We start from the raw sequence: 12,889 nt of genomic DNA, 5'->3' as shown, positions 1-12,889 counted from the left end.
CTACCGGAGGCGTTAATAAGGTGCCCTTCCTTACCGCCCCTTGGGGCGGCGGCCGTCCGGGGAGGGCGGTTCGGGGCCGAAGTCGGGCACCGGCGGCATCGGCCGCGTCACCGGCTCGCCGGCGCTCACCCGCAGCCGATCGCCGTGGTGCCACAGCTCGACGGTGGTGCCGGTGGGAGCGTCGGGCAGTTCGTAGCGGGCCTGGTCGGCGGTGAGGGTGACCAGCAGCCGCTGGCCGTGCCAGCACAGGCTGAACGCCAGCCGCTCGATCCGGTCGGGCAGCCGGGGGTCGAAGGAGAGCAGTTCGCGGTCGTCGCGCATCCCGCCGAAGCCCTGCACCAGGGCCAGCCAGGCGCCGCCCAGCGACGCCAGGTGCAGGCCGTCGCCGGTCTTGTCGCCGAGGTCCTCCAGATCCTGCAACACCGACTCGGTGAACAGGTCGTACGCCAGATCGAGGTGGCCCAGTTCGGCGGCGAGCACGCCCTGCGGGCTGGCCGACAGTGACGAGTCGCGGACGGTCCGGGCCTGGTAGTAGGCGAAGTTGGCGGCCTTCTCCTCGGCGCTGAACTCGCCGGGAAACCGTTGCATGGCCAGCACCAGGTCGGCCTGTTTGACCACCTGGTGTCGGTACAGCTCCAGGTAGGGGAAGTGCAGCAGGAGCGGGTAGTCGTCCTCGCTGGTGCCGGCGAAGTCCCACTCCGGCTGCTCGGTGAAGCCGGCGGACTGCTGGTGCACCCCGCGTTTGGCGTCGTACGGCACGGTCATCGCGTCGGCCGCGGCCCGCCAGGCGGTCACCTCCGCCGGGTCGACGCCCAACCGGGTCGCCGCCTCCGGGTGGCGCTGTACCGCGTCGGCGGCACCGCGCAGGTTCCGCCGGGCCATCAGGTTGGTGAACAGGTTGTCGTCGACAAGCGCCGAATACTCGTCCGGGCCGGTGACCCCGACGATGTGGCAGCGGCCGTCGTCGGTGTAGTGCCCGAAGCCGGCCCACAGCCGGGCGGTGGCCACCAGCAGTTCCAGTCCGGGGCCGGCGAGGAAGTCGTCGTCGCCGGTGGCCGCGACGTAGCGCAGCACCGCGTCGGCGATGTCGGCGTTGACGTGCAACCCGGCCGTACCGGCGGGCCAGTAGCCGGAACACTCCTGTCCCCCGATGGTGCGCCACGGGAAGGTCGCCCCGGTCAGCCGCAGTTCCGCCGCGCGTTCGAGGGCCTGCGGCAGGTGCGCGTGCCGCCAGCGCAACGCCGATCGGGCCACCTCCGGCGCGACGTAGGTGAGCACCGGCAGGACGTAGCCTTCGGTGTCCCAGAGCACGTGTCCGTCGTAGCCGTTGCCGGTAAGCCCCTTGGCGGGGATGGTCCGGTCGCCGTCGGGGCGTCCCGCCTGGATCAGGTGGAACATCGCGAAGCGGATCGCCACCTGCAACTTGTCGTCACCGTCGAGGAGCACGTCGGCCGTACGCCAGGCGGCGTCCAGGGCCGCGCGTTGTTCGGCGCGCAGCGCGGCGAAGCCGTCGGCCCGAGCGGCAAGCGCGTCGGTCATCACCTGGTCGGCGAGGTCGTCCGGCGACGCACCGTCGACGGGCTGCCACTCGTACGCCGCGAACTTGGCAAGCGTGACCCGTTCACCGGGCTGCAGGACGCCGGCGAGGCTGAACCGGATCCGGTCCTCGGTCGCGTCCGCGCTGCTGGTGACATGCTCCGGTGCCGTCGGGTGGTGTGCGAGGGCGACGGCGACCCGCTGGTCGCTGTGCCCGGTGCGGTGCACCAGCGCCCCGGCGCTGCCGTCGAGCTGCTGCACCTCGCCGACAAGCGGATCGTCGATGACGGCGGCGGCTCGTGGGTCGTCGGCGCGGTCCTCCACCCGCTCGTTGGCCAGCAGGTCTGCGCAGATCCTCAGCTCGACCGGCCCGTGCAGGGCTTCCACCGTCCACTCGACGGCACCGACGCGACGGCGCGGCAGCGACACCAGTCGGGTGCTGCGTACCCGCACCGTGTGCCCGCCGGGCGAGGTCCACTCGGTGAGCCGTTCCAGCACCCCGGCGCGCAGGTCGAGGACCTGCTCGTGGTGGTGCAGCGTCCCGGTGCGTACGTCAAGTGGTTCGCCGTCGACCCAGAGCCGGACGAGGGTGGCGTTCGGTGCGCTGATCACCGTGTCGGACAGCTGTGGGAAGCCGTGACCGTCCTCGGGGTAGTTCAGCTTGCGCCGCTCGTGGAGGCCGTTGAGGTAGCTGCCCGGCATGTCGCACGGCCGACCCTCGTCGAGGGTGCCGCGCCAGCCCAGCCAGCCGTTGCTCAACGCGAACACCGACTCGGTCTCGCCGAGCCGGTCCAGGTCGTCGTGGGTACGCCGGATCCGCCAGCGCTCGTCGGGTGCGGACGAGCGTTCGGCTGTGCGCTGCAACTACGCCTCCTGACGCGGTGCGAACGGGGAGCATCAACAGTTCCCCGCCGGCCCGCTCACCACACCAGCAGCAGCGCCCCCACGGTGCCGAGCACCAGGTACGGCCCGAACGGCAGGTGGGACGACCAGCGGGCCCGTCGGGTGACCAGCAGCCCGAGGGCCACCAGGCCGGACAGCATCACCGCGAGCAGCAGCCCCAGCACCGGGGTCGCCCAGCCGTACCAGCCGAGCAGCGCGCCCGCGCCCAGGGCGAGTTTGGCGTCGCCGATGCCGAAGCCTCGGGCGCCGAACAGCAGCGTGGTGGTGGCGAAGAAGCCGGCCAGGCCGAGCGCGGCGGCGGTGGCGCGCAGCCAGGGTGCCGGCCCGGCGTCGACGAGGGCGGTCAGTCCGAGCAGCAGCCAGGTGCCGGCGGCGGCCGGGAGGGTGAGCCGGTCGGGCAGCCGGTGCACGGCGAGGTCGACGAAGACCAGCGGTACCGCGAAGATCAGCCACCAGGCGGCGGCGACCAGTTCACCTGCGGGCGGGCCGGCCAGCAGCAGCATGGCGAGGGCTACGACGGTGACCAGTTCGACGGTGAACGGCGGCGCGCCGATCCGAGCCCGGCAGGTGCCGCATCGGGCGGTGGGGCCGAGCGCCGGCCAGGGCCGGTCGAGGCCGATCGGGGTGCCGCAGGCGTCGCATCCGCTGCGGCGGTCGGTCCCCGTGGGCACGGCGTGCCGGGCGACGGCGTACCGCAGCAGCGGGGTGAGCGCCAGCACGGCCATCGGCCGGCGGCGGGCGGGGGTGGGTGGGATGTCGTCGGGCCGCGCCGACTCGGTGGTTGCCGGCCGGCTCACGCCGACCTCCCCGGCAAGGTGAATACGGTACGTAATCTGCCTGCTCGGATTCGCTGGTGATCCGATCGTTGCGAAACGGAACCCTGGTGGTCGGCGGAGACTCGGCCGAAATACGCGGCGCACGTAGATGGAATTCCCATGGAACGCAATTGGCGAACTCCTTGGGCGGCGAAAGCAGGGGACGGATCGGGCCACAAGCCATTTCCCATCCCACCGGCACCCGTCTCGGCGCCACCCACCCGAGGGTGGATCCCATCAGGGCGCGGACCCCACCGATCCGGCGTCGACACGACCTCGGCAGGCCTCGGCAACCCTCCGGTAACCATCGAGCACCACCACCGTTCATGACTCAGAGTAGTCACATGAATTGCCTCTGTTGCATCGGCCGGCGTCAGCTTATGCTCGCCCCTTGGATGTGACGCAACCCACGTCCGACGGCCATAACCACCCAGGACAGTGCATTTGTAGAAGATCCGTTAGGGCAAATGCGACTGCGTATTGGACCGGCCCGCAGAGGACCATCCGGTCGCGCTGCCGCACGCCCGAAAACGGCGGCGACGCCGGTCGCCGGGTCGGTACCGAGGAGGGCACGAGGGTGCGAGCACGGCAGCTGAGTCGCTGGACGGCCGGTCTGGTCGCAGTGGCCACGGTCGGCACGACCACCGCCTGCGGCAACCCGCCGACGACAGCCGGCACCACCGCGACGGACCGGAGTCGGCCGGTCGGCAACGAACGGATCGCCGAGGAGAAGGCCGCCGAGCAGGCGGCCCTGAAGGCGTACGCCGGATATCTGACCGCCTCCCGGTCGGCGAGCCGGCGCAGCGACCCGCAGCACCCGGAGCTGACCCGGTTTCTCGCCGACCCGCTGCTCACCCGGGTCCGGGTGGGCCTGATAAAGGCCCGCGCCAACGGGGCGGTCAGCACCGGCACGCTGCGCTCCGACCCCACGGTGATCTCCGTCGACCTGGACGGCAAGCCACCCACCGTGGAGATACAGGACTGCCTCGACGCCACCGGCTACCGGCTGGTCTACGTCGCCGACAAGAAGCCGGTGCCGGGCACCCGCGGTACGCGGCACCTCGCCACCGCCATCGCCACCCGCTACCCCGACGGTCGCTGGCTGATCAGCGGCGGCTCGGCCCACCAGGACCAGCCGTGCTGACCCGGGCGGCGAACCACCTCGACCGGGCCTCGGTCGATCCGCGCCTGCTGCGCCGGACGGCCGTCCGCCGGCTGCTGCTCGGCACCGCGCTGGCGCTGCTGCTGGTCACCGGTCCGGCGGTGCCGGCCGGTGCCGCCGACCCCGGTGCCGAGTGCCCGCCGGCCCAGCCCAACTGCAACGTCTGGGACGACGACCCGGGCACCCCCGGTGGTGGGGGCAACGGCGGTGACAACGGCGGCGACAACGGCGGGGGCGGTGGCGGCAGCAGCGTCTGCCGGTGGAAGGGGCAGACCGTCCCCTGCTACCGCGAGGGCATGGGCTGGTTCAACAGCCAGGACGGCTGCTACTACCGACTTTCCGAGCCACAACTGGAGGCACCCCCGGGGTGGCAGTGGTACACGCTCACCTGTGACGCCGTGTCCCTGGGCAGCGTGCGTAACGAGCTGCTGGAAGGGCCGCCGCCGGGCTTCGGTGCTCCGCCGGATCCGGAGGAACTGGCCCGCCGGGCGTTCGCCTCGATCACCCTGCTGGCCCCCCGAGCGGCGGTCGCACCCCGCAAGGACATCGGCCCCGGTCTGGTCGGGCTGCCGGTCTGGATGTGGGCCAGCCGAGGCGCCACCTACTTCGGCCCGCAGAGCGCCTCCGCCTCCGACCGGGGCCTGACCGTCACCATCCAGGCCGAGGTCGACGAGATCGTCTGGGACATGGGCAACGGCCACCGGGTCGTCTGCGACGGCCCCGGCACCGCGTACGACCGGCGGGGTCAACACGCCGGGAAGCGCTCCCCCGACTGCGGCTACCACAACGGCTACAGCAAGGCCGGCACGTACCGGGTGCAGGCGACGACGCACTGGAGCGTCACCTGGACCAGCAGCAGCGGCGCGACCGGGAGCATCGGTGGCGTCACCCGCACCACCGGCCCGGTGCAAATCCAGATCAACGAGCTTCAGGTGGTGACCCGATGAGCGTGGCGACCCGCAACGGACCCTCTCCGGTGGACGCGCCGGTCGCCCCACCCAAGGTGGTCCGGCAACGCCGGGTCCGCCCCGGGCTGCTCGGGCTGGCCGTACTGCTGATCGCCCTCGGTGGGCTGGGCTCGGCGTTCGCGGTCACCTCGGTGCGGGCGACCGGCAGTTACCTGGCGGTCGCCCGGACGGTCGAGGTGGGCAGCGTGGTCAGCGCCAGCGACCTGGTCTCGGTGCAGGTGGCCGGCGGGCAGGGCCTCGACCCGGTGCCGGCCGGACGGCTCGCCGACGTGGTAGGCATGCGCGCCGCCGTCTCGCTCGCTCCCGGGACGTTGCTGACCATGGCGCAGCTCACCGACCAACCCCTGCTCGGCCCGGGGCAGCAACAGATCGCCCTGGGATTGCGTACGGCCCAGGTGCCGGCCCCCAAGCTTCGCCCGGGCGACCAGGTTCTGCTGGTCAGCACCCCTCGCGACGACAGCAGCAGCGGCTCGTCCTCCGGCGTGACCCGATTCACCGCGACCGTCACCGACGCGGTCAGCACCGACGGCCGCGACGAGGTCGTGGTCTACCTGGCCCTGGCCGTACGGGACGTGCCGGCCGTGGTGGCGATGGCGGCGCAGGACCGGATCGCGGTCGTGCTCACCAAGGCGGCCTGATGGCGATCATCGCGCTGGTCTCGGCCAAGGGCTCGCCGGGGGTGACCACCACCGCGCTGGCCTGCGCGCTGAGCTGGCACCGTCGGGTGGTCCTCGCCGAATGCGATCCGGCCGGCGGTTCGATCCTCGCCGGCTACCTGGGCGGCGCGCTGGACGGCCCACGGGGCCTGGGGGAACTGGCCGTCGGGGAACTGCGCGACGGCAACCTGGACACCGCGTTCTGGTCGCAGCTGGTCGACCTGGACGCGCCGCGCCGGGAACGCCTGCTGCTGCCCGGCGTCGTCGACCCGGCCCAGGCCGGCAGTGTCATCCCGCTGTGGCAGCGGTTCGCGGACTTCTTCACCGGGCTGGAACGCGGCGACCCGCCGTACGACGTGATCGTCGATTGTGGACGGCTGCACGTGGTCGGCACGCCGTGGCCGCTGTTGCGGGCCGCGTCGGTGGTGCTGGTGGTGACCCGGGCGCAACTGCCCGACCTGTCCGGCACCCGCGCCATGCTCAAGACGCTCGAACGGGACTTCGCCGAGCATCGGGTGGAGCCCGGCACGCTGCGCCTGCTGCTGGTCGGCGACGGCCACGGCAAGGGCGAGATCAGCAAGGCCCTTCAGCTGCCGGTGATCGCCCGGCTGCCGCACGATCCGCGTACCGCCGGGGTGTTGAGCCTGGGCGGCACGGTGCGCGCCGGACGGCCGCTGCTGCGCGCGGCCCGCGAACTGGAGGTGCCGGTCGGCGCCCTGCTGGAACGGCGGCGAGCCCGCCTGGCCTGGCCGGTTTCGCAGGGGGTGCCCGATGCGCTTTGAGCCGGTCTCCTCGGATCCCCGGCGGCAGCCGCCCGGCGCCACCTCCACCGCGCCGCCGCTGCCCGTGGCCAACGGTCGGCACTACGCGTCCATGCCGGTGCCGGTGTCGGCCGCGCCGGCGGCAGCCGAACCGCCACCCCGGCCACGGGTGGACTTCCAGGTGGTACGGGAACTGCGCCGCCAGTTGAGCGAGCAACTCACCCGGTGGCAGCGGGGTCGGGAGTTCAGCGTCGACGAGGAGGACACCGAGCGGGCCCGGCTCGCGGTGCTTCTGGTCGCCGAGTACGCCGACTCGGTACGCCGGGCCGGCACCCCGATGGCCGCCGGTGAGGAACGGCTGCTGCTCGACCAGGTCACCGCCGAACTGGCCGGCCTCGGTCGACTGCAGACCCTCCTCGTCGACGACACCATCGAGGAGGTCCACATCCTCGGCTGCGACCAGGTGCGGATCACCCGGCACGGCGGTGGCGTCGACTGGGTCGAGCCGATCGCCGACAGCGACGACGAGTTGGTGGAGATCCTCCAGGCGGCGGCGCGCCGGGCCGGTGCCACCGAACGATCGCTGTCCACCTCGAAGCCGACCCTGGATCTGCAACTGCCCGACGGCAGCCGGTTGGCGGCGGTGTTCCTGGTCAGCCACCGCCCGTACGCGGTGATCCGCAAGCACAACACCCTCGACGTGACCCTCGACGACCTCGCCGGCACTCGCGGCGACCTGGACGAGATGATCGACCCGCTGCTGCGCGACTTCCTCCGCGCGTCGATGCGCGCCGGGCTGAACATCATGGTCGCCGGGCTGGCCGGGGCCGGTAAGACCACAGTCATCCGGGCGTTGATGAGCGAGATTCCGCCCGACGAGCCGTACGTGCTGCTGGAGGAGAGCCGGGAGTTGCTGCCGGCCCGCCGGACCGACCGGCACCGGGCGGTGATGAGCTTCGAGGCCCGCGAAGGACATGGCGAACGCGGGCCCGACGGTCGACCGGCAGGTGAGATCAGCATCGCCGACCTGATCCCGGTGTCGCTGCGGATGGGCGTCCTGCGGATCATCGTCGGTGAGGTGCGATCCCGTGAGATCGTGCCGATGCTCCAGGCGATGACCACCAGCCGGGGCTCGATGTGCACGATCCACGCCCGTACCCCGGGCGGGGTCAGCGAACGGATCATCGAGTTGGCGTTGGCCCACGGCCGGGAGATGACAGTCGACCAGGCCCGCCGGATGGCCGGCAACGCGCTCGACCTGATCGTCTACGTCACCGTCGAGGACGAGACCGGCATCGGCGGGCGCAAGCACCGGTTCGTCTCGCACGTCGAGGAGGTGATCGGTGTCGGTGACAGCAACCGGATCACCACCACCAAGGTGTTCGCGCCCGGCCCGGACGGCCGCGCGGTGCCCCGACACCTACCCGAACGGGTCCGGGACCAGTTGCTGCGGGTGGGCTACGACGCCCGACTGCTGAGCCGCTGGATCGAGGCCGGGCAGGGTGCCTGGCGCCGCCCCAAGCAGACCCGACTCGGTCGGCGGTGAGTGGTGCTCGACAACATCGAACTTCTCGCCGTGGTCTCCGGGGCGGCCTGCGTGGCCGGGCTGGTGTTGACGGTCGTCGCACTGGTCGGCACCCGCCGCCCGCCCGGCCCGGCACCGGGCGCCGGCCCCGGAATCAGCCGGCTGTGGCGCGGCTCCGGCACCACCGTCCGTGAACAGCAGGCCCACCAGGCGCTGCTGATCGGCGCGGTGGTCGCGGGCGCGTTGGCCTTCCTGCTGACCGGGCTGCCGGTGGTCGGCCTGCTGGTCGCGGTCGCGGTACCGGGCACCCCGTGGCTGTTCTCGGTCGGCCGGGCCGAACAGCGGGCCATCGCCCGGATCGAGGCCGTCGGCGAGTGGACCCGCCGACTCAAGGACGTCTCCGCCACCGGGCAGGGACTCCAGCAGGCGATCATCGGCACCGTCGGCACCGCGCCCGAAGAGATCCAGGACGAGGTACGGCTGCTCGCCGCCCGACTCCAGGCCGGTTGGCTGGCCCGATCCGCCCTGCTGGCGTTCGCCGACGAGATCGGAGACCCGGTCTGCGACCAGGTGGTGGCGGCGCTCATCCTGCACCTGACCGACCGGGGTGAACGGCTCGGCGACGTGCTCGGCTCGATCGCCTCGGCGGCGGCGGCCGAGGTCACCACCCGGCGGGAGATCGAGGCCAAACGCACCCAGCCCCGGTTCGCGGTCCGGTTCCTCACCGGCATGACCCTGGCCACCATCGCGTACGGGCTGTTCAACGCCGAGTACGTGCAGCCGTACGGCACGCCGTTCGGTCAGCTGGTGATGGCGCTGCTCGGTGCCGCCTTCATCGGCCTGCTGGCCTGGGTGCGCTCGATGAGCCAACCACCGCGACCGGCCCGCTTCCTGCCCGCCCCCGACCCCGAGGAGGTGGTGGCGTGAACCTGCACCTCTTCATCGCCGTGGTCGCCGGGGCAGCGGTCGGGCTGGGCGTGTTCCTGGTGGTACGCGAACTGGTGCCGGCCACCCCCGCGCTCGGCCCGGCGTTGCGCCGGCTGCATCCGCCGGCCGGAGTCGCCCGGCCGAGTCCCGCCGACCGTCAACTGGAGTGGCTCACCGGTCTGGCCCGCTGGCTGCGCCCACCGCACCGACAGCTCGCCCTGCTCGACCGCACCCCCGAGCAGTACACGCTCTCCCTGCTGCTCTCGGCGCTGATCGGCCTCGCCGCGCCGGCCCTGCTCAGCTTCGCGCTGTTCGCCGTCGGCATCTCGCTGCCACTTGTCGTACCGGTGCTGGGCAGCCTCGGTCTGGCGGCGCTCTGTGCCCTGGTGGCGCATCGGGCGGTGGTGACCCGCGCCGAGGCCGCCCGGGAGGAATTCCGCCAGGCGGTCTGCACCTACCTGGACCTGGTGGCGTTGCAGCTCTCCGCCGCGCACGGGCCGGTGCAGTCGCTGGAGCGGGCGGCGGCGATCTGCGATGGCTGGGTCTTCGAGCGGATCTCCGAGGCGCTGCGGATGGCCCAGATGCAGATGCACTCCCCCTGGGACGAGTTGCGTGACCTCGCCGATCGGATCGGCATCCCCGAGCTGGGCGATGTCGGCGCGATCATGCAGTCCTCCGGCAGCGAGGGCGCCCAGGTGCACGAGACACTGCGCAGCCGCGCCGACTCGCTACGCGACCAGATCCGCACCGACAACCTGGCTCGCGCCGAGGGGGTGACCAGTCGGCTCGACATCCCCGGCGCGCTGCTGGTCTTCGTCCTGCTCGGCTTCGCCATCTATCCGTTCCTGGCCCGCCTCTAGGCCAACCCCCGTCAGCAAAGGAGCAGTTCGATGTCCGTCCTCACCTACCTGCACGCCGCGCTACGCGCGCGGCTGGCCGAACTGGCCGGCGATCGCGGCGACAGCCCGGTGCCCACCGCCGTGATCATCTTTGGTCTGGTGACGGTGGCCCTCGCGGTTACCGCCGCCGCCCTTCTCGCCGCCGAGAACTGGATGGACGCCATCCCCGGCCCGCCGGCCAACTGACGATGCGCCGTTTTCGGTTCGAGAGGTGGTGCCGGTGGGCCGTGGCGCACCGGCACCACCGGCTACCCGGCGACGGTGAACGGGGTGGCAACCCGGTCGAGTTGGCCGTGACGCTGCCGGCGATCCTGCTGTTGCTCTTCGCCTCGATCCAGGTCGCCGCGGTCTTCGTGGCCCGCTCGACCGCGCTCAACGCCGCGCAGAGCGGCGTCAACGCCCAACGGCTGCACGAGGCCGCACCGAACGCCGGCGCCGAGCGGGCGACGAAGTTCCTCAACCAGGCGGGCGACTGGCTGGTCGGCTGGAAGAACCCGGGGCCCGACTGCGTCACCACGGCCACCGACGTGACCTGCACGGTGACCGGTCGCGCCCTGTCGGTCGTACCGGGCGTCACCTTCTCCGTCCGGCAGACCGCGCACGGAACGGTGGAACGATGGACCGCACCATGAGCCGGGGCTCGGTCTCGATCGAGGTGGCCGTACTGGCACCGGCCTTCGTGGCGCTGATGGTGCTGGCCGGGGTCGCCGGTCGTACCGCGGTGGCCAATGAGGCTCTGGAGGCCGCCGCCCACGACGCCGCCCGCGCGGCCTCGATCTCCCGGGACGCCACCACCGCCCGCCGGGAGGCCCGGGAAGCGGCCCGGCAGCAGCTCGACTGGCGCGGCGTGGCCTGCACCCGCGCCCCACAGATCACCTTCCGGGGTACGGTCGACGGCCGCTCCACCACCTTCAACGCGGCGTTCCGCAGCCGCGTCGGGCAGGACGCCTCAGTCACCGTGGAACTCGCCTGCACGGTGTCCTACCAGGACATCAGGCTTCCCGTGTTGAAGAACATGCCGGCGGGCAGCCGGATCACCGCCTCGTTCACCTCGCCGCTGGACCGCTACCGGAGTCGAGGATGACCGCCGGCCGGGGTGACGCCGGGCGGGTGAGCATCTTCCTCGCCATCGCCCTCGTCGGGGTGCTCGCCATCATCGGCATGGCGTTCGACGGTGCAGGGCAACTGCGTACCCTCCAGCGGGCCGAGAACCTGGCCGCCGAGGCGGCACGGGCGGGCGGGCAGGCCATCGATCTGGCCACCGCCATCGAGGGCGGGCCCAAACAGATCAACCGGCGGCAGGCGCGTCGCGCCGTCGCGGACTACCTCGCCGCCGCCGGGGCCAGCGGCCACACCGTCAGCTTCCCGGTGGTCGACGGCGAGACCCAGATCCGGGTACGCGTCTCGGTCACCTACCGCCGGGCCATGCTCGGCCTCTTCGGCTTCTCCAACACCGTCACCGTCTCCGGTGAGGCGACCGCGCGGCCGCTGACCGGGCTCCCCTGAGAGAAGGAAGGTCGTCATGGCCGCATCGGGTGGTACCGCCGTACGGCGGCTCGGTCGCATCCTGACCGGCTTCGGTGCGCTCGTCGTGCTGCTCGGCCTGCTGGTGGGCGGGCCGATCGCACTGCTGGCCTTCGCCGGCAACCCGCTGCCCGACCACGTACCGACACTGGCGGAGATCGGCACCACCCTCACCAGCCGCGACGACGGCCAGTTGTTCCTGCGGGCGCTGGCCCTGGTCGGCTGGTTCGGTTGGGCGACCTTCGCCATCTCGGTGCTCGTGGAGTTGGGCGCACAGGCGCTGCGCCGACCGGCACCCCGGCTGCCCGGGATGGGCCGGCAGCAGCGGGCCGCCGCCGCCCTGGTCGGCTCGGTCGCGCTGATCCTCGTCGCCAGCCCGGCCGCCGCCGCCACCGCCGCGTACACCTCCGGGCCGTACACCGCGCTCACCACAACCGTCGCGTACACGTCGCCGGCCGGCTCGACCACCATGGGTTCGCAGGCGACAGTACGGACGGACCTCGATGCTCCGGTCTACCAGGTCGCCAAGGGCGACTACCTCGGCAAGGTCGCCGACCGGTACCTGGACGATTTCGACGACTACCGCACACTGGCTGCCCTCAACGGACTCCGCAACCCCGACCAGATCCGCCCCGGCCAACTGATCACACTCCCGACCGAGGCCAAGGACCAGGGCGTACGGGCACACGCCACCGGCCGGCTGGTGACACCGAACCGACCCTCGCCCGCACCGGCCGCCCCGGACAGCGGCGCAGGAACGCCCACCCCGACGAAGCCGGACGGATCAGGACCGGGTGGATCGGGGCCGGGCGGGACGGGGCCGGGTGGGGCCACGCAGGACGGGGCGACGCGGGGTGGCGCCTCCGGTCAGCCGGGTGGGAGCACCTCGCAGCCGGGATCGGCGACACCCGCGCCCGCCGCGCCCGAAGATCGACAGCCGACCGCGCCACGCGACAAGGTTTCCGACGACCACCCGCCGGTGGTGACGGTGGGCGCGGCCCGCGCCGGCGATCCCGACCGGGTGAACCGTCCGTTGGCCATCTCCGCCGTACTGGCCGTGGCCAGCATCGTCGGCGCACAGATCGGTGCCGTCCTGGGGTTGCGCCGACGACCCGTGACCACCTCGGCCAGCACCTGGCAGCACCGGCGCAGCAGCGCACCCCGCGAACTTCCGACCGGCCGACACCGCAAGGACTGACGACGCCTGCCGCCG

14 protein-coding genes are annotated in these 12,889 nt (G+C 72.4%); 12 read left to right on the top strand and 2 right to left on the bottom strand.

Annotated elements, in window-relative coordinates:
* Window positions 1–30 precede the first annotated feature (30 nt).
* Together EG812_RS22135 and EG812_RS22130 are read right to left on the bottom strand one after the other, a co-directional pair.
* Window positions 31–2,400: a glycoside hydrolase family 65 protein gene (locus EG812_RS22135; protein WP_126712642.1), complete on the bottom strand. Its 2,370-nt coding sequence runs from the start codon at window positions 2,398–2,400 to the stop codon at window positions 31–33.
* Window positions 2,401–2,456: 56 nt separating this feature from the next.
* The gene (locus EG812_RS22130; protein ID WP_126712746.1) at window positions 2,457–3,164 is read right to left on the bottom strand and encodes a prepilin peptidase; all 708 of its coding nucleotides are present in this window, start codon (window positions 3,162–3,164) and stop codon (window positions 2,457–2,459) included.
* Between the two features lie 667 nt (window positions 3,165–3,831).
* Between EG812_RS22130 and EG812_RS22125 the strand changes: the two genes are divergently transcribed.
* Genes EG812_RS22125 through EG812_RS22070 form a run of 12 tightly spaced genes read left to right on the top strand, consistent with a single transcriptional unit; the run spans window position 3,832 to window position 12,874 of the window.
* The gene (locus EG812_RS22125; RefSeq protein WP_126712641.1) at window positions 3,832–4,398 is read left to right on the top strand and encodes a hypothetical protein; all 567 of its coding nucleotides are present in this window, start codon (window positions 3,832–3,834) and stop codon (window positions 4,396–4,398) included.
* A 44-nt stretch (window positions 4,399–4,442) separates the two neighbouring features.
* Window positions 4,443–5,363: a hypothetical protein gene (locus EG812_RS22120; protein ID WP_043722583.1), complete on the top strand. Its 921-nt coding sequence runs from the start codon at window positions 4,443–4,445 to the stop codon at window positions 5,361–5,363.
* The gene (locus EG812_RS22115) at window positions 5,360–6,022 is read left to right on the top strand and encodes an SAF domain-containing protein (RefSeq protein ID WP_013730911.1); all 663 of its coding nucleotides are present in this window, start codon (window positions 5,360–5,362) and stop codon (window positions 6,020–6,022) included. Before EG812_RS22120 ends, EG812_RS22115 begins: the two co-directional genes overlap by 4 nt.
* Window positions 6,022–6,822: a CpaE/TadZ family protein gene (locus EG812_RS22110; protein ID WP_126712640.1), complete on the top strand. Its 801-nt coding sequence runs from the start codon at window positions 6,022–6,024 to the stop codon at window positions 6,820–6,822. The genes EG812_RS22115 and EG812_RS22110 overlap by 1 nt, the downstream gene beginning before the upstream one ends.
* Complete coding sequence (locus EG812_RS22105) at window positions 6,812–8,347, top strand: TadA family conjugal transfer-associated ATPase (RefSeq protein ID WP_126712639.1); 1,536 nt, start codon at window positions 6,812–6,814, stop codon at window positions 8,345–8,347. Before EG812_RS22110 ends, EG812_RS22105 begins: the two co-directional genes overlap by 11 nt.
* A complete protein-coding gene (locus EG812_RS22100) occupies window positions 8,348–9,253 on the top strand; it encodes a type II secretion system F family protein (RefSeq protein WP_502697208.1) in 906 nt (301 codons plus the stop codon).
* Complete coding sequence (locus EG812_RS22095; RefSeq protein ID WP_013730907.1) at window positions 9,250–10,113, top strand: type II secretion system F family protein; 864 nt, start codon at window positions 9,250–9,252, stop codon at window positions 10,111–10,113. The genes EG812_RS22100 and EG812_RS22095 overlap by 4 nt, the downstream gene beginning before the upstream one ends.
* 30 nt (window positions 10,114–10,143) lie before the next feature.
* Entirely contained in the window at window positions 10,144–10,338 is a 195-nt protein-coding gene (locus EG812_RS22090; RefSeq protein WP_013730906.1) for a hypothetical protein, read from the top strand.
* Window positions 10,339–10,340: 2 nt separating this feature from the next.
* The gene (locus EG812_RS22085; protein WP_050814516.1) at window positions 10,341–10,784 is read left to right on the top strand and encodes a TadE/TadG family type IV pilus assembly protein; all 444 of its coding nucleotides are present in this window, start codon (window positions 10,341–10,343) and stop codon (window positions 10,782–10,784) included.
* Window positions 10,769–11,236, top strand: a complete 468-nt coding sequence (locus EG812_RS22080; RefSeq protein ID WP_013730904.1) for a TadE/TadG family type IV pilus assembly protein — start codon at window positions 10,769–10,771, stop codon at window positions 11,234–11,236. The genes EG812_RS22085 and EG812_RS22080 overlap by 16 nt, the downstream gene beginning before the upstream one ends.
* Window positions 11,233–11,658 (top strand): pilus assembly protein TadG-related protein, encoded by a 426-nt coding sequence (locus EG812_RS22075; RefSeq protein WP_013730903.1) that lies wholly within the window; start codon window positions 11,233–11,235, stop codon window positions 11,656–11,658. Before EG812_RS22080 ends, EG812_RS22075 begins: the two co-directional genes overlap by 4 nt.
* Before the next feature lie 16 nt (window positions 11,659–11,674).
* Window positions 11,675–12,874: a LysM peptidoglycan-binding domain-containing protein gene (locus EG812_RS22070; RefSeq protein WP_126712637.1), complete on the top strand. Its 1,200-nt coding sequence runs from the start codon at window positions 11,675–11,677 to the stop codon at window positions 12,872–12,874.
* Window positions 12,875–12,889: the final 15 nt, after the last annotated feature.

The organism is Verrucosispora sp. FIM060022, assembly GCF_003977705.1.
Taxonomy (GTDB): Bacteria; Actinomycetota; Actinomycetes; order Mycobacteriales; family Micromonosporaceae; genus Micromonospora; species Micromonospora gifhornensis.
Note: the sequence above shows the minus strand (reverse complement) of the source record. Positions and strands in the feature narration are given on the sequence as shown.

Bases quoted from the DNA above. Each gene is read 5' to 3' on its own strand.
- EG812_RS22130 (WP_126712746.1), bottom strand. From the start codon at position 3,164: ATGGCCGTGCTGGCGCTCACCCCGCTGCTGCGGTACGCCGTCGCCCGG.
- EG812_RS22115 (WP_013730911.1), top strand. From the start codon at position 5,360: ATGAGCGTGGCGACCCGCAACGGACCCTCTCCGGTGGACGCGCCGGTC.
- EG812_RS22110 (WP_126712640.1), top strand. From the start codon at position 6,022: ATGGCGATCATCGCGCTGGTCTCGGCCAAGGGCTCGCCGGGGGTGACC.
- EG812_RS22105 (WP_126712639.1), top strand. From the start codon at position 6,812: ATGCGCTTTGAGCCGGTCTCCTCGGATCCCCGGCGGCAGCCGCCCGGC.
- EG812_RS22090 (WP_013730906.1), top strand. From the start codon at position 10,144: ATGTCCGTCCTCACCTACCTGCACGCCGCGCTACGCGCGCGGCTGGCC.
- EG812_RS22085 (WP_050814516.1), top strand. From the start codon at position 10,341: ATGCGCCGTTTTCGGTTCGAGAGGTGGTGCCGGTGGGCCGTGGCGCAC.
- EG812_RS22080 (WP_013730904.1), top strand. From the start codon at position 10,769: ATGGACCGCACCATGAGCCGGGGCTCGGTCTCGATCGAGGTGGCCGTA.
- EG812_RS22075 (WP_013730903.1), top strand. From the start codon at position 11,233: ATGACCGCCGGCCGGGGTGACGCCGGGCGGGTGAGCATCTTCCTCGCC.
- EG812_RS22070 (WP_126712637.1), top strand. From the start codon at position 11,675: ATGGCCGCATCGGGTGGTACCGCCGTACGGCGGCTCGGTCGCATCCTG.